Origin of the sequence: Nocardiopsis oceanisediminis, from assembly GCF_048595525.1 — a bacterium.
GTDB classification, from domain to species: Bacteria; Actinomycetota; Actinomycetes; order Streptosporangiales; family Streptosporangiaceae; genus Nocardiopsis_A; species Nocardiopsis_A oceanisediminis.
Window position 1 is genome coordinate 2,774,212 of record NZ_JAFMZJ010000001.1, and the last position, 25,399, is coordinate 2,799,610.

Consider the following 25,399-nt stretch of genomic DNA (forward strand, 5'->3'; position numbering starts at 1 on the left):
GGTCTTCGCCGTGTTCAAGGCCACAGCAGTGTCAACAACGCCCATGACCATTACAACTAGGGTGCGGCCATGCGGAACGACGAGAGCGGTGGGCAGGCGCGGGGCGCGGTGGAGATCGGGCCCGCGGTGGGCGAGGCCGACCGGGCGGCCTGCTATGTGATCAGGGGCGCGGTCTTCGTCGCCGAGCAGGGGGTGTCCAGCGCGCTGGAGCCGGACGCGGAGGACCCGGGGGCCGAGCACCTGCTGGCCCGGGTCGGCGGGGTGCCGCTGGGCACGGTGCGGATGGTGGTCCGCGGGCGGACCGGGGTGCTGGGGCGGCTCGCGGTGCTGCCGTCCGCGCGCGGGACCGGGCTGGGCGCCCGGCTGGTCCGGGCCCTGGAGGAGCACGCCGCGCGGTGCGGTGTCGCCCGGATCGAGCTCCACGCCCAGCTGCACGCCCGGGACTTCTACACCCGGCTCGGCTACACCGCCTACGGGTCCGAGTTCACCGAGGCCGGGATGGCGCACGTCTCCATGGCCAAGGAGCCGGTCGGCTGAGCGGGGCGGCGCCGCGCGGTGGCGAGCCTCACGAAATACCGCGGGGCGGGACGCGGGTTGGAGAGAGCGGACGGCGGCTCCGGGCCGCGGGACCCCTCCCGCGCGGCCCCGGGACCGGCGCCGTAAGCTACTACCGAGTAAGATTCGGTTCGGGACCGGGCCCGAGAACCCGGCCCCGGTACGCGCATGCGCCGAGCGGCGCTGCGGATCGAGTCGTTGAAGGAAGACATGACGGTCGACGCACAGCCGGTGACGGAACTGCCGGATCCCGCCGACTACGGGTTCACCGTGGTCCCCGAGGAGGAGATCCCCGCCGAGCTCGCCTCGCTCGTGGAGCGGGTCCGCTCGCTGATGGACGCCGCCGCGCACACCGAGGCCCCGCCCGAGGCGCTCGCCGCGGCCGCCGACGCGGTGGCCAAGGCCGAGGAGCTGCTCCAGGGCGGGCGCCGGCAGACGGGCGCCATGGTCCGCTACACCTACCCCGACGACTCCATCGAGTACGGCACCCTCACCAACGGCGTCTCCGGGCCGGTCAACCCGCTGGCCCCGCCGCTGGCCCTGGAGAAGGACGGCGCGGGGGGCGTCCGCGGCGAGGTGCTGCTGAACGGGCTCTACCAGGGGCCTCCCGGGCTGGTGCACGGCGGGTGGCTGGCGGCCCTGCTGGACCAGGCGCTGGGCACCGCCTCCAGCGTCGCCGGCATGCCGGGGCTCACCGCCAACCTGGACGTGAACTACCGCGAGCCCACCCCGCTCAACGTGCCGCTGGAGATCAGCGCCCGGGTGACCGGGACCGAGCGGCGGAAGGTCTTCGTCTCCGGTGAGATCCGGCACGGCGGGAAGGTCACCGCCGAGGGCACCGCGCTCATGGTGCGCCTGTCGCTGCCCGGCTGAGGGGCGCGCGCAGGGGCGCGGGACCGCTCCGGGGGCCGGGGGAGTATGGCGTTTGTCATGCCGGGCCTCGGTGTCAAATGTTCGTATTTGTTACGAATGTCGGATAGACACGGGAGAGTGACCCACATCTCCACCCCCGCAGCGAGCGAGCCCCGCACCCACGGCGGCCTCGCAGAGGTCCTCTTCGAACGCGCGGACCTCCACCCCGAGTCCGCGATGCTCAGCCGCAAGGCCGACGGTTCGGGAGGCTGGCGCGACATCCCCGCGGCCGAGGTGCGCGACCAGGTCATGGCGGTCGCGAAGGGCCTGATCGCCTCCGGCGTCGCACCCGGCGACCGGATCGGCCTGCTCTCGGCCAACCGCTACGAGTGGACCATCGCCGACTTCGCCGCGTGGGCGGCGGGCGCGATCCCCGTGCCGATCTACCCGTCCTCCTCGCCCGAGCAGATCGCGATGATCCTCAACGACTCGGGCGCCGTCGGCTGCGTCGTCGACGGCGAGGCCGCGACCGCCGCGGTCGAGGGCGTCCGGGAGCAGGTCCCGGGCCTGCGCCGGCTGTGGACGCTGGACCCGCTGCGCGGCGAGCCCGGAGCCCTGGAGGCGCTGGCCGCCGCCGGGGCCGAGGTGGACGACGCGGAGGTGAAGGCGCGCCGCGAGGGCGTCTCCCCGTCCGACCCGGCCACCATCGTCTACACCTCCGGGACCACCGGCACCCCCAAGGGCTGCGTGCTCACCCACGCCAACTTCTTCGCCGAGATCGACGGCGCCACGCACGCCCTCTCGGTGCTCTTCGAGGGCGACCCGGGCGGCGACGACGCCCCCTCCACCCTGCTCTTCCTGCCGCTGGCGCACGTCTTCGGGCGGATGGTGGAGGTGGCCGCGGTGCACGCCGGCGCCAAGCTCGGCCACGCGGCCAGCGTCGCCGACCTCATCGCCGACCTGGGCACCTTCCGGCCGACCTTCCTGCTCGCCGTGCCCTACGTCTTCGAGAAGATCCACACCGGAGCACGCAAGCGGACCAGCGGGCTGTCCCGGCGGATCTTCGACGCCGCCACCGAGACCGCGGTCGCCTACAGCACCGCGCTGGACCGGCCCGGCGGCCCCGGCGCCCTGCTCAGGCTGCGCCGGCGCATCTTCGAACCGCTCGTCTACCGCAAGCTGATGGGCGCCCTCGGCGGCCGCTGCACCCGGGTGATCTCCGGCGGCGGCGCCCTGGACGTGCGGCTGCTGCACTTCTACCGCGGCATCGGCATCGAGGTCCTCGAAGGCTACGGGCTCACCGAGACCACCGCCGCGGTGCTGGCCAACACGCCGGGCCGGATCCGCCCCGGCACCATCGGGCACCCGCTCCCCGGCGTCGAGGTCAAGATCGCCGACGACGGCGAGATCATGGTCAAGGGCGGCCCGGTCTTCTCCCGCTACTGGAACCGGCCGGAGGCCACCGAGGAGGCCTTCCGCGACGGCTGGTTCGCCACCGGCGACCTCGGCGAGGCCGACGCCGACGGCTACGTCCGGGTCAGCGGGCGGAAGAAGGAGATACTGGTGACCGCCGGCGGCAAGAACGTCGCCCCGGTCCCGATCGAGGAGCGGATCTGCGCCGACCCGCTGGTCGAGCAGTGCATGCTGATCGGCGACGGGCGCTCCTTCGTCACCGCGCTGATCACCCTGGACGCCGAGGAGTTCGCCGCCTGGAAGCGGCGGGCCGGCCGGCCCGAAGAGGCCTCCGTCGCCGATCTCGCCGACGACCCCGGGCTCCGCGCCGAGGTGCAGCGGGCGGTGGACGCCGGCAACGGCGCGGTCTCCCGGGCGGAGTCGGTCCGCGCCTTCACCATCCTGGACCGCGCGTTCAGCATCGAGGACGAGACCCTGACGCCGACGCTGAAGCTGCGCCGCGCGCGGATCCTGGACCGCGAGTCCGAGGCGGTCGAGCGGATGTACGCCAAACGCTGATCCGGGCGGACCGGAAGGGGCGGCGCCGCCGCGGCCGACGGGGCCGGGCGCCGCCGCCCCGGTCCCGGGGTCAGCGGGGGGCCTCCCCCCGCCGCCAGGTGATCGTCACCTGGATGCTGCTCTCCCCGGTGGCCTTGGCCAGGAACACGTCGGCCTCGGCGCTGATCTTCATGCCCAGCTGGACGCTGAGCTCGTCGGCCTCCGCGGCGACGCCCCGCATCTCCCGGACGACCAGCGCGGACAGCTCGCGCACCCGCCCCAGGATCCGCTGGATCGTCTGGTCGGAATCGCGCAGGATGTCCCGCCCGCTCACATCGCGCATCTGCGGCGAGCTGCCGGCGGCCTCCACCAGGACCGCCGCGCCCTCCTCGTTGTCGAAACGGACGATCTCCGCCATTTGCCTCCCTCGGACCGGGTCCGGCACCGGAATCGGAAATGCCATGGTCACCTGGATCGCCACAATGCGTAAGGGAAATGTCCGGGACCGGTCGACATAGAGGTAAACGATCGGGGGATAACCACGCCGACCGGCGCCCAGTCGGGAATTTCGCCATGGGACGAGTGCGCCCACCGCCCGTACCCCGCGTACCGGGGCGCGTTCCCCCAGTGCACGGCCGAGAGGTCCCTATGAACGCTGATCCGACGGAATTCTGCGAGGAGGCCGGGGAACGGGCCGGCCCCGCCCCCGCGCCGCCGACCGGAGAGCGCGGCCCGGACGAGGAGCGGCGCCTCCGGCGGGGCCTGCACGACGGGCGAGGGTGGCGCACCCCGCGGAGAAGCGGGAACAACGGCCCGGACTGCGTGGAGGTCCGCCCCGCGGCGAAAGGCATCCGGGTACGGGACTCCCGCAACCGGGGCGCCGCCGAACTCGGCTTCGGCGGCGGGGACTGGTGCGCCTTCCTGGCGCTGCTGCGCCGCGGCGGGCAGGAGGGCTGACCCGGGCCCGCCGGTTCACATCAGGTTGAGGAACAGGTCGCAGTTGGCCCGTACGTCCTGGGCCGCCGACCGGGTGGCTGGGTGGTCGGGGCCGAACACCAGGGCGTACCGCGCCACGATCCGCTTCCTCTCCTCGGGGCAGGCGTCCCCGTGCACCGCGGCCCGGTCCAGCAGCAGGTTGCGCTCGGCCGCGAGGGTGAGCGGATGGTCCTCGCCCAGGGCCGAGCGGGACGTCCGCAGCGTCCGCTCGTCCAGCTCCAGCGCCTTGGCCGGGTTGCCGCCGACGAACAGGTCGCTGGCCAGGTTGACCGCGTTGGCGATGGTGCTCGGGTGCCTCGCGCCGATCCCGGCGTGCACCTCCAGCGCGGCCTCGTCGAGGGCCCGCGCCTCATCGGCCCGCCCGAGCAGCCGCAGGATCACCGCGTGGTTCAGCGCGGCGTCGGCGAAGGCCGGATGCCGGTCGCCGTAGGCCCTCCGGAGCCCTTCCAGCGTCTTCCCGGAAAGGGCGAGCGCCTGTTCGTGCTCGCCCGCCGCGCGCAGCGCCACCGAGTGGCAGCCGGCCGCCTGCAGGGTGGTGAACGCCTCGGGCATCCTCTTCCCGAGGTGGAGCCCGTAGGTCTGGGCGGACAGCTCCAGCGCCTCCTGGACGCGCCCCATCCGGCGCAGCAGGGTCGACTGCAGCAGCAGCAGGCTGAGGCGGAACTGGTTGTCCTCGGGATAGACCCGCTCGGCGGTGGCCCTGCCGTCCTCGATCAGGTCCAGCCCCTTGCCGAACTCGGCCCGCTCCATCAGGCACACGGCCAGGGTGTACCCGCTGGACAGGGTGCGGGGGTTCTCCGGCCCGAGGATCTCGGTCCTGCGCTGCAGGTTGTACCGGTTGATCGCGATGGCCTCCTCGAAGCGGCCCATCAGCCGCAGACCCACCGCGTGGATGTGGGCCGTCTGCAGGGTCAGCGGATCGTCCCGGCCGAGCACCCGCTCCTGGGCCTCCAGGACCTCCCCGCTGACCTCCAGCGCCTCATGGAACCGGCCGAGGTCGCGCAGCTGGAGCACCAGGTCCTGGCGGACCTCCAGGGTCTCCTCGTCGGCCGCGCCGCGCAGCCGGGTGAGCGTGTCGACCACGTGCAGGGTCAGCGCGTGCGCCTCCTCGAAGTCGCCGAGGGTGGACAGCAGAGCGGCGTACCGGGCGCGGGCGCGCAGCGTCTGCGGGTGCTCCGCGCCCAGGTGCCGGGTCCAGTGGTTGACGGTGGCCTCGGCCAGCGTCCGGGCCGCCTTCACCCGGCCCCAGGTGTGCAGGAACGAGATCTCGTTGAGCACCAGCTGCCGGCACCACGGGCTCTCGCAGTCCCACTGCTCGGTCTCCCAGATGTGCGGGAGCAGCTCGGCGTAGCGCGGCCAGTCGGCCACCGAGTCCGGGTCGCCGGGGTCGAAGTTGGCCAGCAGCTGGTGCGCGCAGTGCCGGTACTCGGCGCGGCGCTCGCCGTCCAGCGGCAGCTTCAGGGTCTCCTGGACCAGCTTGTGCAGCTGGAAGGTGGAGGTCCGGTGGTCCATCCGGGCCAGCGCGTACCGGTCGATCGCGCGCAGCACCCGGCCCAGCCGCACCGCCGGGTCGGAGAGGACCTCCTGCAGCTCCGCCGGGCCGTCGACGTTGCGCGCGTTGTTGAACAGCCGCCGCGGGACGGGCTGCGGAGCCAGGAACGCGCACACCTGGAGCAGCCGCAGCGCCGCCGGGTCGGTCTGCAGCAGCCGGTCCAGCGCCATGTTCATGGTGGCGCCCACCGTCCACGGGTAGTCCGGCGAGGGCGCCACGCCGCTCAGCAGCTCCGCCTGCTTCTCGTCGAAGACCTCCAGCCAGTCGGCGGGGTCCATCATCGTCTCGTACAGCCACACCGCGGTCTGCTCGACGGCCAGCGGCAGGTCGCCGAGCTTGTCGGCGATCAGGTCGGCGTCGGTGGCGGTCAGCGACTCCGGGCCGCGCCTGGCGAGCAGCTCCACGCTCTCCTCGCGGCGGAACACGTCCACCTCCAGCAGGCTGCCGCCGGCGTTGCGCCAGTCCGCCGCGCGCGAGGTGATCAGCACCTGGCCGGGGCCGCCGCTGGGCAGCAGCGGACGGATGTCCTCCGGCGCGGCGGCGTTGTCGTAGACCAGCAGCCAGTCCCGGTAGGGGTGGCCGGAGCGCAGCGTCTCCAGCACGGTGCGCGAGATGCTCGCCGGGTCGCGGTCGGCGTCGATGCCCAGCCGCGGGGCCAGGTCGATCAGGGCCTGCTGCACCTGGGTGGGGGTGTCCGCCGGGATCCACCACACCAGCTCGTAGCGGTCCTGGTTGCGCCAGGCGTACTCCAGCGCGAGCTGGGTCTTGCCCACCCCGCCCATGCCGCGCAGCGCCTGCGGCAGGATGTGCGTGTCGCCGGTGGTCAGGCGCCGGGAGAGCTCGTCCAGGAGCTCCTGGCGGCCGACGAACGCCGGGTTGCGCTGCGGGATCCGCCCCCAGACGTGGGGCCGGCTCCGGGAGAGCGGCCCGCGGACCGGGCCGGGCGGGGCCGGGAGCACCGCCGGCCGCTCCGCCGGGGCGGCCTGCTCGGGGACGGGGGCGCGCGAGGTCTCCGTGGCGACCTGGCGGCCGGTACCGGAGAAGTCGGGGTCTGCAGGGGTCACGTCTTCGTCTTTCTGCTCGGCTCGATCGTGGCCGGCGGCGGTCCGCACCGCCGGCGGGGCGCCCGCCGCCCCCGACCCGTCGGAGTCGGGGCGCGCCACGTCCCACAGTTCGGCGGCCCGGCGCAGCGGCCCGGGCAGGGCCCGCATGGCCGGCCGCAGCGCCCGCGCGGCGGGCGCCGTCTCGTCGTGCACCGGCGGCAGCGCCGGGTCGAAGGTCTCCCCGCGCAGCAGCGCCGCCAGCGGCCCGGTCCAGGGCAGCGCACCGAACCGCTCCACCGCGGTCTCCAGCAGCGCGCGGATCCTGGCGCGCCGGCCGCCGGCGGCGAGCAGCGCGGCGCGCACCCCCGGGCGGAAGCCCAGCGAGACCTGGTCGGCCCGGGTGACCGGGGCGCCGCCCGGCCGCCGCGCGATCAGCCCGGACCACAGCGCCTCGGCGGTGTCGGCGGTGGTCGCCTCCGGGACGAACGCCTCCCGCACCGCGTGTACCATCGGCATGTTCAGCGGCACCGCGGCCAGGCACACCGCCAGCTCGAAGGCGGCCGGGGAGGCCGTCTCGCGGAACGCGGCCACCAGCTCCCGCGGGTCCGCGGAGGAGCCCGGGTCCGGGGAGGCCTCCTCCGGCGGGCGGGTGCCGAACGGCTCGGCGGTCGGCTCGGCCCGCACCACCGACACCGGCAGCTCCGCCGCGGCCGGCGACTGCGCGACGAAGCCCGCCCAGCGCTCCAGGTCCGCGGTGCGCAGCGGCAGCACCGGGACGGGGACCGCGTCCGGGGAGCCGCCCTCGCCGGGCGGCGGGGGGAGGGCGCCCGCCGGGCTGCGGGCCCGGTAGCGCGCGTTGGGCGCCACCGCGCCCCCGGGGGCGGAGAGCACCAGCGGCTGCGCGCGCAGGCCGGTCCGCGGCCACTGCCGCCGGTCGAGCACCTGCAGCACGGCGACCGCCGCCCGCCGCCCCCACCGGGCCAGCCAGGTCTGCACGGCGCCGCGGTGCCAGCCCTCGCCCGCGCCGTCGGTGAGCACCAGCACGACCTCCGCTCCGGAGGGGGCGCCGGTGAACAGCTCGCGGGGGTCGGGCGCGGGCCCGTGCCCGGCGCGCAGCACGAGGTCGTCGGGCCAGGCCTTGTCGGAGTCGAAGCGGAGCGCACGGGTGCGGCGGAACAGCCGCAGCGGTTCGACCAGCGCCAGGAACTCCTCCACCAGCGGCTCGTGCACGAGCATCGGCAGCCCCGTGTCGACCAGCACGGTCAGCCGGCCCGCCGGGCGCCGCTCCGGGGTGAACCGGGGGATCAGCGGGGCGGGGCCCGGCCCCGCCGGGCGGCGCACCGCCAGGGCGCGCTGCGCGTAGGAGTCGGCGGTGGCGTACTCGTCGAGCGGTCCGGGCCCGGGCCCGGGGAGCCGCCGGCGCAGCCGGGACAGCGCCCGGACCAGGCCCTGCCGGTCGGCGAGCTCGGGGCGGGGGACGGGGGCCGCCGGCCGGGCCGCGGGCGGGCCGCCCGGTGCCGGGGCGGCGCCGGACGGCTCCGCGGGCGGCGGGAGCCCGGCCGGTCCGCCCGGCCGCACGGGCGGCGGCCCGGCGGGGGCGGCCGGCGGGGCAGCCTCCCCCGGCGGGGGGCCCGCGGCCGCGTCCTGCGGTCCGCCCGCGGTGTCGCCGCGCGCTCCCGCGGCCGCGTCCTGCGGTCCGCCCGCGGTGTCGCCGCGCGCTCCCGCGGCCGCGTCCTGCGGTCCGCCCGCGGCGTCGGCGCGCGCGGAGGCGCGGGCGGCCAGCCAGACCGCGTCGCCCACCTCCCACCACTGCGGGGAGGCGGCGCCGGGCAGCGGCGGGCCGGGGGGCGGCGGCTGCGCGGCCTCCCCCCGGTCGTCCCGGGGTCTTTCCTGGTCGTCGCGCCCGGTCACTCTCGGTCCGTTTCCGTGAGGCGTTGCCAGATCACATCGAGGACGTGCTGCCAGGCGTCCGAGTCCCAGGATGTGGCATGGTCCCGGACATCGGCACTAACGAGATGGACCGAGTTGAGTAGCTGGTCGACCGAGAGCCCGCCCTTGCCCGCGGACGCCTCCAGGAAGGAGCGGATCAGCTCCCGGTCGGCGCCGTGCTCGCGGGCGCCGAAGTGCGCGGCGACGATCTCCGCCAGCTGGTCGCGGTCGGGCGGGCCGAGCTCCACCGGCAGGCAGCGCCGGCGGAAGGCCGCCGGGAAGGGCCGCTCGGAGTTGCTGGTGATGACGGTGAACGGGAACTCGTGGCAGGCCACCGAGCCGTTCCGGACCACCGCGGTGCACCCGGGGTCGTCGGTGGGCACGGAGACCTCCGGCTCCGAGGAGCTCAGCCGGGCCAGCTCCGGGATCCGGTAGCCGCCGCTCTCCAGCACGTCGAGCAGGTCGTTGGCGAGGTCGGCGTCGCCCTTGTCGAACTCGTCGATGACCAGCGCCCGGGGCTGCGCCGAGGGCAGCAGCGCGGTGCCCAGCGGCCCCAGCCGCAGGTAGTCCCCGATGGGGCGGCGCGCGTCCGGGGAGCGGCCGGCGGGCGCCGCGGCCGCGTCGGCGGAGATGTCGTGGATCCGGGCCAGCGGGTCGTACTCGTACAGCCCGGAGGCGAGCGTGCTGCGGCTGGTGATCGACCAGCGCAGCACCCGGCCCAGGCCCAGCTCGCGGGCGACCCGGTGGGCCAGGCTGGACTTGCCGACCCCCGGCGGCCCGGTGACCAGCAGCGGCCTGCGGAGCAGCAGGGCGGCGTTGACCGCCGTGACGACGGCGGTCTCGGCGGGGGAGAGCGGGCGGGGCACGGCCGGCCGGGGCGGGCCGAGCACCCGCTCGGTCTCGGCCCGGTCCTCCGGAGGGGGAGCGGGGTCCGGCGCACCGGGGAACCGGCGCCACGGCGGGGGCGGCGGGAGGCGCTCGCGCAGCGGCGGGGCGTAGGGGCTGGGCGTCCCGGTGCCCCGGTAGATCCACCAGGAGGGCGCCGCGGCGGCGCCATCCGGCGTGCCGGGGCCGCTCCCCGGGTCGGACGTCATCGGCGGGACCTCCCTATTCGCTGTCCAGGAGCTCGTCTGGGGCGGAGATGGGCGCCGCCCCGGGGAGCGGCGCGCGCCGGGGCGGCGGCGCGGCGGGGGCAGGGCCGCTCCGCCCGGCGCGCGGTGGGGGGATGACGTCAGAACCGGCGGGGGCGGGGCGCCGCGCGGCGGTGGGCGGCGCGGCGTGATCGGTGAGCAGGGCGATGTCGAAGGGGTCGTCGTGCCCGGTGTGCATTGGGTCGGAAATGTCGGTGTCGGTGGAATCGATGCGCCACTCGTGCAAACGCCGCGGAAGATCACCGATCTCCGCAACGCTCAGTGAAAGGTCGCCGCGGTAAAACAACTTATCGAAAATCGGCGGCCCGTTCCATGGGAGCAGCGGCTCTTTCCCGCCACCTCCGCCACGCCTTTCCCGGGAGCCCTCCCGGCCCGCCCCCGCCCGGCCCGGCCCGGCACCGGGCCGGGCGGTCCGCCACACCAGCGTCGGCACCCCCGCCTCCAGCGCGGCGATCAGGGCATGCGCCGCACCGGCCCCGTCCGCACCGGCGCCCACCGCGCACACCGCGATCCGCGGGTCGGCCAGGGCGTCGTGCGCGCGGCCCGGCGGCGCCGCCGGGGGCAGGCCGCGCACCATCCCCGCCCCCCGCCGGGCGGCCTGCTCCAGCCGGCGCCGCATTCGCAGCCGCGCCCCGCTCCAATGCGGCGCGAATGATCTCTCATAGGAATGCAGGACGATGCGGTAAGCGCTGCCGAGCCGCTCCCCGTGCGGACTGGCGGGGGTCCGGACCCGCCAGCGCGCAATTCCTCCGGAAAGCAGCAGAGGGAGCGGAAGGTAGAAATCCAGCGTCATCGGCACCGGGGGCGGATAAGTCCCGCGGGCGAGGAGGGCCTCGGCCTCCCGGATGATCTCCAGCGCCTCGCCGGGCAGCTCCGCCTCGCCGACGCGCACGGTCCGCGCCGGGGTGGAGGAACCGCCCGCCCGGAGCCGGGAGCGCAGCTCGTAGCGGGGCCCGCGGCCGCCGGGCAGCGGCTCGGCGACGATCTCCAGCCGGGCCGCGGCCGGCGGGCGGGACGCGGGCCGGGCGCGCAGCCGCCGCAGCGCCTCCCCGGGCACCTCCTCCGGGCCGCGCGAGTCGGCGTAGCCGCGCAGCGGGCCCCGCGCGGCGGGCCGGAGCTTGGCGACCTCCTCGGTGAAGACCACCTCCGGCGGAAGCCCGTCCGGACCGGGCGCCAGCTCCCTGAGGTGGTCGAAGGCCTCCAGCGCGGTGCGGAAGCCGACCGGCTCCAGCGGGCGCTCCCGGGTCGCCGACCGGTAGGCCGGCAGCACCCCGGCGAAGGGCGTGCGGCCCAGGAAGGACTCCGCCTCGGCCAGCTCGGCGTCGGCGACCAGGTGGGAGATGGACGGGATGGACTCCACCGGGGTCATCGCGGCGAGCAGCCCGTCGGCGCCGGGGCCCGCGCCGAACAGCGAGCTGCGCACGATGCCCACCACCCCGCCGTCGTCGTCGGCGCGCACACCGCACCCGCTGAACCCCTGGGTGATCCGGACCGGCTGGTCCGGGGCCAGGTTCAGCTGCGCGGCCCCCTCGAACACGCCGTAGCCGACCACCCGGGCCGCGGCGACCAGCCCGTGCGGGGCCTGGTCGCCGAGGAGGGCGGGGTGGCCGCGGATCCGCACCGGCAGCGGCCGCCCGGTCCGCTCGATCCGGGACATCCGGGTGAGCAGCCGGGCGGGCTCGGGGTCGGCGCCGGCGCCGGGGGCGAGCCGGAGCAGGGCGGTGTCCCCGGCCGCGTCCCAGGCCTCCCCGATCAGGTGCGCGGTGCGCCGGGTGAAGCCGCAGGGGCCGGGGACGTCCACCTCCAGCGCGGTGCCGTCCGCGGGCGCACCGGCCCCCCGCGGCCGGAGCAGCGCGGCGTCGACCACGTGCGCGCAGGTGAGGATCGCGCCTCCGGGCAGGGCGACGCCGCCGCCCGCGACCGTCCCGTCGACGGCCGGGATCCGCACCTGCCAGGCGGGGGAGGGCAGAGGTGAGGAACGGAGGGTGGGAGAAGGAGAGGCCACCGTTGAGCGGTCACTTTCTTCGGTTGTCGGGGGTGATTCGGTTGGCTCCTAATTGTTCCCGCCGTTGGTGATGAATACGCTATGTAGGGGCGTCATCACCAGAAATTCACCACTGACATGCGACGGCGCCCCGCCCGGGCGCCCAGCGGCCCCGCCCCCGCGCGCTGGGCGCGGGCCCGGCCCCGCCGGGGCCGGGGTCCCGGAGGATCCGCCCGGCACCGGCGGCCGGGGGCGCTCCGCCCCGGTGCCGTACCGCCGCGCGGCGCCGGAGGGCGGCCCGTCCGCCCCGGACGGCGCTCCCCGCCCGCTCCGGCGGGCGGTTCCGGACGCTCAGGACGCGGCGCTCTCCGGGAAGGGCCGACCCCCCCCGCCCAGGCCGGCCGGGTTCGAGGGGCGGTTCCCGGAACGGGGGCGCGCCCGCTGCGGGCCCCGCGCGTCCGGCCGGGGGTCCGGGGCCGCTCCGGTCAGCCCAGGGTCACGATGGACTTGTGCTCCAGGTACTCGCCGAGGCCCTCGGGGCCGAACTCGCGTCCCAGGCCGCTGGCCTTGTAGCCGCCGAACGGGGTGTTCACGTCGATGTTGAAGACGTTCACCCCGAACGTCCCGGCGCGGATCCGGCGGGCCAGGGCCAGGCCGCGCTCGGGGTCGGCGGTCCAGACCGAGCCGGCCAGCCCGTATTCGCTCTCCTCCGCCAGCCGGACCGCCTCCTCCTCGCCGTCGTAGGGGATCACCGCCAGCACCGGGCCGAAGATCTCCTCCCGGGCGATGCGCATCCCGTTGTGCGCGTCGGCGAAGACCGTCGGCTCGACGTAGTGGCCCCGGTCCAGGCCGTCCGGGCGGCCGCCGCCGACGGTGATCCGGGCGCCCTCGGCGAGCCCCGAGGCGATGTAGCCCTCCACCCGCTCGCGCTGCCGCTCCGAGACCAGCGGCCCGATCTCGGTCGCCGGGTCGGCGGGGTCCCCCACGGCCAGCGCGGCGACCCGCTCGGTGACCGCTTCGACCACCTCGGCGTAGCGGGACCGCGGGGCGAGGATCCGGGCCTGGGCGATGCACGCCTCGCCGTTGTTGAGGAGCGCGGTCAGCGGCAGCATCGCGGTGTAGCCGGCCAGGTCGGCGTCGTCCAGGAGGATCGCGGCGGACTTGCCGCCCAGCTCCAGGCTGCACCCCTTGAGCGCTTCGCCGCAGAGCGCCCCGATCCGCCGCCCGGCCGCGGTGGACCCGGTGAAGGCCACGTGGTCCACCCCGGGGTGGGCGACCAGGTGCTCCCCGGCCTCCCGCCCGGCCGCGACGATGTTGAGCACGCCCGGCGGGACCCCGGCCGCCTCGGCCAGCTCGGCGAGCGGGTAGGGGTCCAGCGCGGTCTCGGGGGCCGGCTTGACCACCACGCTGCACCCGGCGAGCAGCGCCGGCGCCACCTTCGCCATGATCAGGAACTGCGGGACGTTCCACGGCACCACCGCCGCCACCACGCCGACCGGCTCCCGCTCGACGTGCACCGGGCCGAGCAGCCCCTGCCGGGTCTCCCGCCAGGTGAACCCCTCGGCCAGCCCCGCGTAGTAGGCCAGGGTCTGCTGCGGGACCGGCACCTGGGCCAGCCGGGAGAAGGAGATCGGGCAGCCCATCTCGGCGGTGATCAGCTCCGCGAGCTCATCCGAGCGGCCCAGGTACCCCTCGGCCAGGCGGGCCAGGACCGCGGCCCGCTCCGCGGGGTCCGTCCGCGGCCAGGGGCCGGTGTCGAACGCCCGCCGGGCGGCCGCCACGGCCCGGTCCATGTCCGCCGCGGTCCCCTCCGGGGCCCGGCCGACCGCCTCCCCGCTGTGCGGTGAGGCGACCTCGATCGTTTCGGCGGAGGCGGGCTCGGTCCACTCGCCGCCGATGTAGAGCCGGTCGTGTTCGCGCATCAGGCCTCCAAAGCAGAACGAGAACAGGTTTCAGTTTGCCTCGGAGGGGCGGAACCTGCCAGGGCCGCTCCGCCGCCGTCCGCCCGAACCGGTTCTGCCCTGCGGCCCGGCGCGGACCGGCCGCCGGAGAATGTGGCCGCCGCGACCGGGACCCGCGCTGCGAACACGCCGATCCACCGCCGGGAGCGGCGTAGGCTCGTGAGGCATCCTCTGTCCCACCGAGCCGCATAACGGGGTAACCGAGCCATGGCCGACTCCTTCGTCCATCTGCACGTCCACACCGAGTACTCGATGCTGGACGGGGCGGCGAAGTTGAAGAACCTGTTCGAAGTCGCCCAGCAGGAGAAGATGCCGGCGGTCGCGATGACCGACCACGGCAACATGCACGGGGCCAACGACTTCTACAAGCAGGCCAAGGCCGCCGGGGTCACCCCGGTCATCGGCGTCGAGGCCTACGTGGCGCCCGAATCGCGGTTCCACAAGAAGCCGGTCCGCTGGGGCGACCCCGGCCAGCGCAGCGACGACGTCTCCGGCGGCGGCGCGTTCAACCACATGACGATGTGGGCGCAGAACAAGGAGGGGCTGCACAACCTCTTCAAGCTCAACTCCCGCGCCTCCACCGAGGGCTTCTTCCGCAAGCCCCGGATGGACAAGGAGCTCATCTCCGAGCACGCCCGGGGCATCATCGCCACCACCGGCTGCCCCTCCGGCGCGGTGCAGACCCGGCTCCGCCTGGGCCAGGAGGCCGAGGCGATGGAGGTCGCCGCCGCCTACCGGGACATCTTCGGCAAGGAGAACTTCTTCGTCGAGCTGATGGACCACGGCCTGGACATCGAGCGGCGGGTGCGCGAAGGGCTGCTGCACATCGCCAAGGAGCTCGACCTGCGCTTCGTGGTGACCAACGACTCGCACTACACCTACGAGCGCGAGCGCGACGCGCACGACGCCCTGCTCTGCATCCAGACCGGCTCGAAGATCGCCGACGAGAACCGGTTCCGCTTCGGCGGCTCGGGCTACTTCCTGAAGAGCGCCGAGGAGATGCGCGCCATCGACACCTCCGAGGCCTGGCAGGAGGGGTGCCGGAACACCCTGGCCATCGCCGAGATGGTCGACACCTCCGGCATGTTCGACTACTACAACCTCATGCCGCAGCTCCCCTGGCCGGAGGGGGAGACCGAGGAGAGCTACTTCCACAAGCAGGTCATGCAGGGCCTGGAGCGCCGCTTCCCCGAGGGCGTCCCGGACAGCTACGTCACCCAGGCCGAGTACGAGGTCGGCGTCATCCTCCAGAAGGGCTACCCGTCCTACTTCCTGGTGGTCGCCGACTTCATCAACTGGGCCAAGGAGAACGGCATCGCGGTGGGCCCGGGCCGAGGCTCCGCCGCGGGGTCGCTGCTCGCCTACGCGCTGGGCATCACCGACCTCGACCCCATCCCGCACAGCCTGATCTTCGAGCGGTTCCTCAACCCCGAGCGCGAGTCCCCGCCCGACATCGACATCGACTTCGACGAGCGCCGGCGCGGCGACGTCATCCGCTACGTCACCGAGAAGTACGGCGAGGACAAGGTCGCCATGATCGCGACCTTCGGCACCATTAAGGCGAAGGCCGCCGTCAAGGACGCCTCCCGCGTCCTGGGCTTCCCCTACGCGCTGGGCGACCGCATCTCCAAGGCGTTCCCGCCCACCGTCATGGGCAAGGACATCCCGCTCTCCGGGATCTTCGACGAGAAGCACCCGCGCTACAACGAGGCCGGCGAGCTGCGCCAGCTCTACACCGACGACACCGAGGTCAAGCAGGTCATGGACCTGGCCCAGGGCCTGGAGGGGCTGATCCGGCAGACCGGTGTGCACGCCGCGGGCGTGATCATGAGCTCCGAACCCATCACCGACCACATCCCGGTGATGATGCGCGACTCCGACGGGGTGATCATCACCCAGTTCGACTACCCGACCTGTGAGTCGCTCGGCCTGATGAAGATGGACTTCCTCGGGCTGCGCAACCTCACGATCATGGACGACTGCATCAAGAACATCGAGGCCAACCGGGGCGAGAAGGTCGACCTGCTCGGCCTCGCCCTGGACGACGGGCCCACGTTCGAACTGCTGCAGCGCGGCGACACCCTGGCGGTCTTCCAGTTCGACGGCGGCCCGATGCGGGCCCTGCTCCGCCAGATGAAGCCCGACCACTTCGAGGACATCTCCGCGGTCGGCGCCCTCTACCGGCCCGGCCCGATGGGCGCCAACTCCCACATCAACTACGCGCTGCGCAAGAACGGGCAGCAGGAGATCACCCCGATCCACCCCGAGCTCGAAGAGCCGCTCAAGGACATCCTGGGCACGACCTACGGCCTGATCGTGTACCAGGAGCAGGTCATGCAGATCGCCCAGAAGGTCGCCGGGTACTCGCTCGGCGAAGCCGACCTGCTCCGCCGCGCCATGGGCAAGAAGAAGAAGGAGGTCCTGGACAAGGAGTTCAAGCCGTTCAGCGAAGGCATGAAGAAGGAGGGCTACTCCGCGGAGGCGGTCAAGACCCTCTGGGACATCCTGGTCCCCTTCTCCGACTACGCCTTCAACAAGGCGCACAGCGCCGCCTACGGCCTGGTCTCCTACTGGACCGCCTACCTCAAGGCCAACTACCCGGCCGAGTACATGGCGGCCGTGCTCACCTCGGTCGGCGACGACAAGGACAAGAGCGCGCTCTACCTCAACGAGTGCCGCCGGATGGGCATCAAGGTGCTGCCGCCCGACGTCAACGAGTCGGACGCGACCTTCACCCCGCGCGGGGACAGCGAGATCCGCTTCGGGCTGGAGGCGATCCGCAACGTCGGCGGCAACGTCGTCGACGGCATCGTCAAGGCCCGCACCGAGAAGGGCCGCTTCACCGGCTTCGCCGACTTCCTGGACAAGGTCCCCCAGCAGGTCTGCAACAAGCGGGTGGTGGAGTCGCTGATCAAGGCCGGCGGCTTCGACGAGTTCGGCCAGCCGCGCAAGGGCCTGGTCCTCGTGCACGAGCAGGCCATCGACGCGATCATCGGGCACAAGCGGGCCGAGGCGGCCGGCCAGGACTCGCTGTTCGGCGGCATCGCCGAGCCGGAGTCGGGCATCCAGGTGGTCCCGGACATCCCAGAGGGCGAGTGGGACAAGACCACCCTGCTCGCGTTCGAGCGCGAGATGCTCGGCCTCTACGTCTCCGACCACCCGCTGCTCGGCCTGGAGAGCATGCTGGCGTCCAACACCGACTGCTCCGTCGCCGACCTCGCCGAGCGCCCCGACGGGACCACGGTCACCGTCGGCGGCCTGCTCTCCGGGTTGACCCGGAAGATCACCAAGCAGGGCAACAGCTGGGCGATGGCCCAGCTGGAGGACCTCGGCGGCGCCGTGGACTGCATGATCTTCCCCAACACCTACCAGCTCTGCTCCCAGGTGCTGGCCGAGGACGCGGTGCTGTTCGTCAAGGGCCGGCTGGACCGCCGCGAGGACGTCCCCAAGCTCATCGCGATGGAGGTCATCCAGCCCGACCTCTCCCAGGTCGGCAAGGAGCAGCCGGTGGTGGTCTCGATGCCGATCTCCCGGGTGGAGAAGAACACCATCGGGGAGTTCCGCGACATCCTGGACCGCAACCGCGGCCAGACCCAGGTCCACCTCCAGGTGCACAACGGCCCGCGCACCACGGTCTTCGCCCTGGACGAAGGGCTGCGGGTCAGCCCGTCCCCGGCGCTGATGGGCGAGCTCAAGGCGCTGCTCGGCTCCAACTGCCTGGGCGGCGTCTGACCGCGGTGCCCGCTCCGCCCCCGCGGGGCGGGCACCGCCGCGCCGCAGGGGTCAGCCGGACACGGCGGCCCCCTGCGGCCAGGAGCGGAGGAGATCGAGCCGGCCGCCCTGCCGGGCGGTCTCCTCCAGCACGTGCAGCAGCACCCAGCGGAGCGTCACCCGGGAGCCGCCCGGCTGCACCACCCGGGCCCCGGCGCGCTGCTCCAACCTGGCGGTGACCGCCCGTGAGCGCGCGCACTGCGCGTCGTACTCGTCCAGCAGGACCGCGAGCGGGCGCGGCGGGCCGTCCGCCCGCCCGCCGCCCGCGCACCCCTCCGCCGGGCGCGGGACCCGGTCCGGGCGGCCCAGCATCACCACCTCGAACCAGTGGTGCTCCACCCAGGTGAGATGGGCCGCCACGGCGTGCGGGGAGAGCGGCGCCGGATGCGCCGGAGGCTGCTCGCCCAGCTCCGCGCAGAGCGCGCGGACCGCGGCGCGCTGCCGGTCCAGATAGGCCGAGACCATGGTCGCCTCGTCCGCGGCCGACGGCAGCGCGGAGCGGCGCGCCCGGCGCCGGGCGGCGGGGTTCGGTCGGAGAGGCCTCACATTGCTGTCCACCGGTGTGTTCATGCGGTCATTGTGAACACCGCCCCCGGCGGGGACCACTGGTTTTCCCGGTCGCGGGCCGGGATAGATTCGATGGAGCGGAACGGAAGGGGGCACCGGCCGATGGTGCGCAGACGGTGGACCGCGGGAGCCGCGGTCCTGGCGGCGGTCGCGCTTCTCGGCATCCCCCTCGGGGCGCTGTGGTGGGGGATCTCCCCGCGGCCCGAGGTCACCGTCGGTGACGGCGGGACGGTGCTGCCCTACCCGGCCACCGAGGCCTCCTTCGCGGTCCAGGGCCGCTACGCGCTCATCGCGGCCGGCGCCGGGATGGTCACCGGCTACTGCTCCTACCTGGCCCAGTACCGCCTGGCGCGGCGCGCGGCCGAGCGGCCGGGCGGCGGCCCCGTGCCGGACCTGCGGATGGCCTGCCTCATCGGCCTGACCGCCGGGTCGGCCGCCGGGGCGCTGCTGCTCTGGGGGACCGGGGTCCTCCTGGACGGGAACACCCTCGAACGGGCCCTGGCCGCCGCCGAGCCCGGCGACGCGGTCACCGACCGGATCCGCCTGGACGCGCTGGGCGCGCTGGTGGTCTGGCCGTTCGTCGCGGTGCTGCAGTACGGGCTCTTCGACGCGGTCAGCATCTGGCGCCGCGACCTGCCCACGGACGGGGTCTCCGCGCCGCCGCCCGCGCCGGAGGAGCCCGCCGTCCCGGCCGCGGAACCCGCCGCCGGGGAGGAGCCCGAGGCGCCCGGCCCGCCCGCGGAACCCGCCGCCGAGACCGGGGCCGAACGCTCCTCCTCCTGACCCGCCGGGCCCGGTCGCCTCGTCTGGCCGGCGGAACCGGCGGTCCCCGCAGCCGCCTCCCCGCCCCGGCGGGACCGGGGAGGCGTATCGGCCCGCCCGGGAGACCGCCGCCGAACGCCCTTCCCGACCGGCCGGGCCCGGTCGCCTCTTCCGCCGCTGCACGGGGCGGACCGCCCCCGGAGAAGGGCGCGCCGTTCCGATGCCCCCGCTCCGTTCCCGCCTCGGCGCGCCTCGACCGGCCGGCGCGGCCGGAACCGGGCCCCGGACCGCCGGCAGAGGAAGGGGCGCGGCACCGCAGGGGCGCCGATGCGTCCGCGCCCAGGCCTCCCGGGACGCTCAGCTTGTTCTTCAACCTGGGCGGGCGTGGTGCTCTTTCAGGCTCATGGCGCGTTCGGCTGCCTTCCCCCCGTCATGGCGTGGTGCCCGACGCCGGTTCTTCGCCCCCGGGGGGGCGTCCGGGGCCCGGAGCCGGGGGTTCGGGTGCACCGGCGGGACGGGCCGCCTTCGCGCGGGCGTTGCGAAAGCCCCGCCGCACCCACCGCCCCGGCGGCCGGGGCCGCTCCCAGGTGCGGGCCGGGCGAAGCCGGGGGCGGGTGGCGATCACAGGCCAGGTCCACCGGTCGGCCGCCTCGATGCTCCGGCCGCCCCCGAGGTCGAAGAACAAGCTCAGAGGCTGTCGGGCCTGCGGCCGGTCGGCTGGAGCGTCCGGCCGCGGGTCGGGAGAGGCGGGGTTCGGGGGCCCGGCGCCGCCGCGGCCGCTGCGGGCCGCGCGCCGCCGGGCCGCCGTCCCACTTCCCCGTTGATCTTGGAGTCGCGGGGGTATCAGGGCGCCCTGATACCCCCGCAACTCCAAGATCAACAGGGCGGTCCGCCGCCGAGCGCTCCGGGCGACCACCTGCATACCCGACAGTCTTTCAGTGCGGGCGGTGCCGGGACGCGGTGGTCGGGTCGCCGTCGCCGCGCCAGGTCCCGCTCCCGCCGTCCCCGGAGAAATCGCCGCCCAGGCCGCTGTCGGGCCGGCCGAAGCCGCGTCCGACGGCCGCGGCGAACGAGCGGACCAGCGCCAGCTCGCGCAGCTCCGGCGGGTCCGGGGCGTCGGCGCGGCGGCGCAGTGACCGGAAGCCCAGCAGGGCGGTGGAGCGCAGCGCCGACACGGGGCCGCCCTCCGGACCGGCGCGGCCCGCCTCGGCCAGCAGCGCGTCCCCGGCGAGGGTGCGCGGGCCGAGCCGCCCGCCGGTGGCCCGGTAGGCGCCGTGCACGGTGAACCAGCCGGCGTACAGCACGAGGGCGACCGGGGCGACCCGGGGCGAGGGCACCGCGGCCAGGGCGGTGCCGGCGGCGACGGCGCCGCACAGCACCGGGCCGCTGAGCGCGCCCACCGCGCGGCGGGACAGGTGCAGGTGGAACGGGTAGGTCAGGAGCAGCCCGGCGCAGAGCACCGACCAGACCCCCTCCGGGCCGGAGGACGGGTGCATCCCCACCACCAGCAGCGCCGGGCCGAGCACGGCGGCGGCCACCCCCAGCACGGTGTGCAGGCCGACGGCGGTGCACCTGGCCCGCCGCACCCCGCGCATCCGCTGCGGCGGGAAGAACAGCCCGAGGCGGCGGAGCCGCCACAGCACCACGGTCGCCTGGTCGCTCCGGGCGGCGGTGTTCACCAGCTCCTCGGCGCACATGCTGCGCTTGGGGCGCAGCCGGTCGGCCATCACGCGGGCCGGCGGGCTGAGGGTGCGGATCAGCCGGGCCGCGGCGGACGGCTCGGGGTCGGGGCGGGCCACCGAGCCGTGGCCGCGGGCGATCACCCGGCCGCCGAGGTAGAGCTCGGCCAGCGCGACCTCGCCCATCCGCTGCAGGCCGCCGGCGAGCGTGCCCAGCTCAATCGGGGCGAGCTCGTCCGCGCCGAGGACGGGGCGGCGCGGACCGGACCGGCGCAGCCGGGTGTGGGCGTGGCGCGAGGCGAGGAAACCGAGCAGGGTGAGCACGTGCAGGAGAACCGTGCCGAGCAGGATCGCCGGGATCATCGCGCCTCCTTCACGCGCCCCGCACCGTGTTGTGATGCAGACCACGTTAAAGCCGTCGGCGCGCGCTGAAAAGTGCCCGCTGGAAACAGATCGCCGCGAATTCGGTACGGAGGGTGACGTAAGCGGCGATGTGCTGCGCCGCAGAACCGCAGCGGGCGCGGACCCGTTCGGAGAACGGGCCGGGGCGCGGGTATCGGCCGGACGCCTCACAGGGCGCGGCGCCTCGTGGGGCGGGGCAGGCAGGCGGCGACGGCAGAGGTGGGGTCGGGGCGGAGGTGGTCGCCCGAGTACAGCGCCTCGCGGGGTGGGGGTTCGGGCAGGCGGCGACGGCGTAGGGAAGGGCGGGGCGCGGGTGTCGGCCGGGCGCGGCGTCTCGCGGGGCGGGGTTCAAGCGGGCGGCGACGGCACGGGTGGGGCCGGGGCGGAGGCGGACACCCGGGTGCGGCGTCTCGCGGGGCGGGGTTCAGGCGGGCGGCGACGGCACGGGTGGGGCCGGGGCGGAGGCGGACACCCGGGTGCGGCGTCTCGCGGGGCGGGGGTTCAGGCGGGCGGCGAGGGCGGGAGCGGGGCGGGGCGGCAGGTCGGGTGCGGTAGGGCGGTCGGGGCGGGCAGGGGCGGCGGGTTCACCGCGCCCGCGTTGCCCCGCCGTTGAGACCGGTCGCTCAGAGAGCAGTGGAACTCCCCTGACCTGGGTGAACACGGAAAGTGATGGTGAGGGGGAGTGCCCTGCACACGGCGAGAGCACCCCGGGGATTTCTGGGAGTGCATCCCGGGGTGGATCGGGCCGTTCGGGGCCCGAACAGCCCTGATCGGGGCGGTGATCGGGGGGTTCCGGCCGCCCGGAAGGCGGGAAAGAGAGGGCGGGGAACCGGGGAGGGGTGGTGAAGGGGCGAGATGTCGCTTTTGCCTTCCCGGTGGGCCCCGCCATCGCCACTCTGGGTAACCGATGGGGGGAGGGGTGGGGTCCAGGGCTTACTACTCGCTGGTAGATGTAGTTCGGCCTGCCGCAGGGGTGTGCAGGTCGCTCCGTCCCGCCCGCTCTCCACCGACGATCCGACATATCGGGCATAGCCCCTCTCGTGGTGGGGCGGGCCCGAGCCTTCGGCCGCCCCCGCCCCGTGAGGCGCCGTACTCGGGCGACCGCCTCCGCCCCGGCTCCACCCGTGCCGTCGCCGCCCGCTTGAACCCCGCCCCGTGAGGCGCCGTACTCGGGCGACCGCCTCCGCCCCGACCCCACCCGTGCCGTCGCCGCCTGCGTGAAGCCCGCCCCGTGAGGCGCTGTGCCCGGCTGGGGCCTGTGCCCCGTCCCTTCTTCCGCCGTCGCTGCTGGTTTGAGCCCTGGCATTGCGGGGCGCCGTACTCGGGCGACCGCCTCCGCCCCGGCCCCACCTCTGCCGTTGCCGCCCGTTTGAAGCCTCGCCCCGTGAGGCGCCGCGCCCGACCGGGGCGCCCGGTTCCGCCTCTATCGCCGCCGTCGCCGCTCGGCGATCGGGCCGGTGGCGGCTCCGGTCAGGCGGACCAGGTCGGCGGGGGAGAGCTCCATCTGCAGGCCGCGGCGGCCGGCCGAGACGTAGACGGTGCCGTGGTCGGCGGCGGAGGAGTCCACCACGGTGGGCAGCCGCTTGCGCTGGCCGAGCGGGCTGATGCCGCCGCGCACGTAGCCGGTGCTGCGCTCGGCGGCGGCCGGGTCGGCCATGGCGGCCTTCTTGCCGCCCGCGGCCGCGGCCAGGGCCTTGAGGCTCAGCGGTGCGCCGACCGGCACCACCGCCACGGTGAGGGCGCCGTCCACCTCGGTGACCAGCGTCTTGAAGACCCGGTCGTGCGGGACGCCGAGCGCGTCGGCCGCCTCCTCGCCGTAGGACGAGCCGCCGTCCCCGGCGGCCTCGTAGGGGTGCAGGGTGAAGTCGATCTTCGCTCGGGACGCGGCGACCGTGGCGGGGGTTCCCTTCCCGCCCTTTCCGCCCTTGGCGCTCATGCTGAGGGACGCCTCTTCTCCGGTTCCGTGGGACGGGGCCCAGAATAGCGGCGGCCGCCCGGCCGGGAAGGCCGGGCGGCCGGAGGGCAGGCTCCCGCCGAGCTCCGCGGAACTCAGACCGTCAGCGCGGGCCCCGCGGTCTCCGGGGCGTCGGCGTCGCCGCCGGTCTCGTCGGGCATCTCGCGGGCGAGCCACGTCTCCACCTCGAACAGGGAGCCGCCGGCGGCCCGGTCGAGGACGTCCAGGATGGTGGACATCTTGTGCTCCTCCTCGACCTGCTCCTTGAGGAACCACTGGAGGAACTGCTCACCGGTGTAGTCGTTCTCCTCGCGGGCGACCCGGGAGAGCACGTGGAACTGCTCGGTGACGCGCTGCTCCTGGGAGAGCGCGAGCGCGACCGGCTCGCGCGGCGACTGGAACTCGTTCTGGATCTCGTCCGGGCGCGGAATGGAGACCGGCACGTCGCGGTCGATGAGGTAGCGCACGATCATCATCGCGTGATCGCGCTCCTCCAGGGCCTGCCGGTAGAAGATCCGCGCGAACTGCGGCAGGTGGCGGTCGTCGTACCAGGTGGCCAGGGCGACGTACTGGTGCGAGGCGGTGAACTCGTGCCGGACCTGGTCCAGCAGGAGGCGGTGGAACTTGGAAAGGCCGTGCTCGGCGCTGTGTGTCGTAGAAGCCATGCCCCCACGGTAACGTCCGGCAAATCAATTGTCGAACAATGGCGCTGGCAATTCTCGTCACTTAGGAAAGCCTTTGCGAAATCAATTTAGGTTAGGCCTCCCAAAGTAAGGGCGCGCTAATTCAGTCCTTTTATGGTGAGGCTTCCCTAAAAAGGTGCGCACCGGGTCGGGAGGGGGCGGGCCCCGCCCCGGGCGGCCGGCCCCTCCCGCCGCCGGCGCCGGGTGCGCACCGCCCCTCCGCGGCGCGCCCCAGGTGAACGGGGCGACCGGAGGGGAGTGCGGGGCGGCGGGCCCCTAGAATGGGTGCGTGATCTCCCGAATCGACCTCCGAGGCACCACCGGCGACCCGCGGGACGCACTGCCCCGCGCCGAGACCGACGTCGAGGCCGCCGTGCAGAAAGTCCGCCCGATCTGCGAGGACGTCCGCCATCGCGGCGTCGAGGCGCTGATCGAGTACGGGAAGCGCTTCGACGGGGTCGACCTCGACGGCATCAGAGTCCCCGCCGAGGAGATCACCGCCGCCCTGCGCGACCTGGACCCCGCGGTGCGCGCCGCCCTGGAGGAGGCGATCCGCCGCACCCGCCTGGTCCACCGGGACCAGCGGCGCACCGACACCACCACCCGGGTCGTCCCGGGCGGCACCGTCACCGAGCGCTGGGTGCCGGTCGGCCGGGTCGGGCTGTACGTGCCCGGCGGCCGCGCCGTCTACCCCTCCAGCGTCGTGATGAACACCGTCCCCGCCCAGGAGGCCGGGGTCGGCTCGCTCGCCGTGGCCTCCCCGCCGCAGGCCGAGTTCGGCGGCCTCCCGCACCCCACCGTGCTGGCCGCCTGCGCGCTGCTCGGCGTCGACGAGGTGTACGCCGTCGGCGGCGCCCAGGCGGTCGCGATGTTCGCCTACGGTGCCGGCGAGTGCGCCCGCGCCGACATGGTCACCGGCCCCGGCAACATCTGGGTCGCCGCCGCCAAGCGCCTGCTCAAGGGGGTCATCGGCATCGACGCCGAGGCCGGCCCCACCGAGATCGCGGTGCTCGCCGACGACACCGCCGACCCCGGCTACATCGCCGCCGACCTGATCAGCCAGGCCGAGCACGACGTGGTCGCCGCCTCGGTGCTGGTCACCCCCTCCACCGGGCTGGCCGACGCGGTCGAGGCCGAGCTGCGCACCCGGGTGCCCGCCACCAAGCACGCCGAGCGCGTCGCCGAGGCGCTGTCCGGCCCGCAGTCCGGCATCGTGCTGGTCGACGACGTCGACCACGGCCTGGCGGTGGTCGACGCCTACGCCGCCGAGCACCTGGAGATCATGGTCCGCGACCCGCACGCCACCGCGGCGCGGGTGCGCAACGCCGGCGCGGTGTTCGTCGGCGACCACAGCCCGGTCTCCCTCGGCGACTACCTCGCCGGCTCCAACCACGTGCTGCCCACCGGCGGCTGCGCCTGCCACTCCTCCGGGCTGAGCGTGCAGACCTTCCTGCGCGGAATCCACGTCGTGCACTACGACCGGGACGCCCTCGCCGAGGCCGCGCCGCACGTGGTGGCGCTCGCCGAGGCCGAGGACCTGCCCGCGCACGGCGAGGCCGTCACCGCGCGGGTCGGCCGGCCCGCCGGGCATCGCGGCTGACCCCGGGC

General features: G+C 74.9%; 16 protein-coding genes. 7 read left to right on the plus strand and 9 right to left on the minus strand.

Annotated elements, in window-relative coordinates; all coding sequences use genetic code 11:
- The first annotated feature begins 69 nt into the window (after positions 1-69).
- The 3 genes from J0910_RS12335 to J0910_RS12345 all read left to right on the plus strand — a co-directional run bounded on the left by J0910_RS12335 (position 70) and on the right by J0910_RS12345 (position 3,378).
- On the plus strand, positions 70-537 hold the full coding sequence (locus J0910_RS12335) for a GNAT family N-acetyltransferase (RefSeq protein ID WP_420158638.1): 468 nt from the start codon (positions 70-72) through the stop codon (positions 535-537).
- Between the two features lie 228 nt (positions 538-765).
- Positions 766-1,428 (plus strand): PaaI family thioesterase, encoded by a 663-nt coding sequence (locus J0910_RS12340; protein ID WP_420158639.1) that lies wholly within the window; start codon positions 766-768, stop codon positions 1,426-1,428.
- Positions 1,429-1,545: 117 nt separating this feature from the next.
- Positions 1,546-3,378, plus strand: a complete 1,833-nt coding sequence (locus J0910_RS12345; RefSeq protein WP_420158640.1) for an AMP-dependent synthetase/ligase — start codon at positions 1,546-1,548, stop codon at positions 3,376-3,378.
- Between the two features lie 70 nt (positions 3,379-3,448).
- On the opposite strand, the gene J0910_RS12350 is transcribed toward J0910_RS12345, so the two are convergent.
- Complete coding sequence (locus tag J0910_RS12350; RefSeq protein ID WP_420158641.1) at positions 3,449-3,775, minus strand: CU044_2847 family protein; 327 nt, start codon at positions 3,773-3,775, stop codon at positions 3,449-3,451.
- Positions 3,776-4,005: 230 nt separating this feature from the next.
- On the opposite strand from J0910_RS12350, the gene J0910_RS12355 reads away from it, so the two are divergent.
- A complete protein-coding gene (locus J0910_RS12355; protein ID WP_420158642.1) occupies positions 4,006-4,314 on the plus strand; it encodes a DUF397 domain-containing protein in 309 nt (102 codons plus the stop codon).
- Between the two features lie 15 nt (positions 4,315-4,329).
- Here the strand turns inward: J0910_RS12355 and fxsT are convergent, their stop codons facing one another.
- The 4 genes from fxsT to J0910_RS12375 all read right to left on the minus strand — a co-directional run bounded on the left by fxsT (position 4,330) and on the right by J0910_RS12375 (position 13,934).
- Positions 4,330-8,859, minus strand: a complete 4,530-nt coding sequence (gene fxsT / locus J0910_RS12360) for an FxSxx-COOH system tetratricopeptide repeat protein (RefSeq protein ID WP_420158643.1) — start codon at positions 8,857-8,859, stop codon at positions 4,330-4,332.
- Entirely contained in the window at positions 8,856-9,971 is a 1,116-nt protein-coding gene (locus J0910_RS12365; protein ID WP_420158644.1) for an AAA family ATPase, read from the minus strand. Before J0910_RS12365 ends, fxsT begins: the two co-directional genes overlap by 4 nt.
- A gap of 13 nt (positions 9,972-9,984) precedes the next feature.
- The gene (locus tag J0910_RS12370) at positions 9,985-11,976 is read right to left on the minus strand and encodes a VMAP-C domain-containing protein (protein WP_420158645.1); all 1,992 of its coding nucleotides are present in this window, start codon (positions 11,974-11,976) and stop codon (positions 9,985-9,987) included.
- 521 nt (positions 11,977-12,497) lie between these two features.
- The gene (locus J0910_RS12375; protein WP_420158646.1) at positions 12,498-13,934 is read right to left on the minus strand and encodes an aldehyde dehydrogenase; all 1,437 of its coding nucleotides are present in this window, start codon (positions 13,932-13,934) and stop codon (positions 12,498-12,500) included.
- A gap of 246 nt (positions 13,935-14,180) precedes the next feature.
- On the opposite strand from J0910_RS12375, the gene dnaE reads away from it, so the two are divergent.
- Positions 14,181-17,705: a DNA polymerase III subunit alpha gene (gene dnaE / locus J0910_RS12380; RefSeq protein ID WP_420158647.1), complete on the plus strand. Its 3,525-nt coding sequence runs from the start codon at positions 14,181-14,183 to the stop codon at positions 17,703-17,705.
- 51 nt (positions 17,706-17,756) lie between these two features.
- Here the strand turns inward: dnaE and J0910_RS12385 are convergent, their stop codons facing one another.
- Positions 17,757-18,209, minus strand: coding sequence for a mycothiol transferase (locus J0910_RS12385; protein ID WP_420161974.1), 453 nt, complete (start codon positions 18,207-18,209; stop codon positions 17,757-17,759).
- Between the two features lie 204 nt (positions 18,210-18,413).
- Here J0910_RS12385 and J0910_RS12390 point away from each other — a divergent pair, with 204 nt between their 5' ends.
- Positions 18,414-19,094 (plus strand): hypothetical protein, encoded by a 681-nt coding sequence (locus J0910_RS12390; protein WP_420158648.1) that lies wholly within the window; start codon positions 18,414-18,416, stop codon positions 19,092-19,094.
- A gap of 914 nt (positions 19,095-20,008) precedes the next feature.
- Here the strand turns inward: J0910_RS12390 and J0910_RS12395 are convergent.
- The 3 genes from J0910_RS12395 to J0910_RS12405 form a co-directional block, all read right to left on the minus strand.
- The gene (locus J0910_RS12395; RefSeq protein ID WP_420158649.1) at positions 20,009-21,115 is read right to left on the minus strand and encodes a TIGR04222 domain-containing membrane protein; all 1,107 of its coding nucleotides are present in this window, start codon (positions 21,113-21,115) and stop codon (positions 20,009-20,011) included.
- A gap of 1,462 nt (positions 21,116-22,577) precedes the next feature.
- Positions 22,578-23,090: a Cys-tRNA(Pro) deacylase gene (gene ybaK / locus J0910_RS12400; RefSeq protein ID WP_420158650.1), complete on the minus strand. Its 513-nt coding sequence runs from the start codon at positions 23,088-23,090 to the stop codon at positions 22,578-22,580.
- Positions 23,091-23,203: 113 nt separating this feature from the next.
- Complete coding sequence (locus tag J0910_RS12405) at positions 23,204-23,773, minus strand: ferritin (protein WP_420158651.1); 570 nt, start codon at positions 23,771-23,773, stop codon at positions 23,204-23,206.
- A gap of 307 nt (positions 23,774-24,080) precedes the next feature.
- Between J0910_RS12405 and hisD the strand changes: the two genes are divergently transcribed.
- Positions 24,081-25,391 (plus strand): histidinol dehydrogenase, encoded by a 1,311-nt coding sequence (hisD, locus tag J0910_RS12410; protein WP_420158652.1) that lies wholly within the window; start codon positions 24,081-24,083, stop codon positions 25,389-25,391.
- The last annotated feature ends 8 nt before the right edge of the window (positions 25,392-25,399 follow it).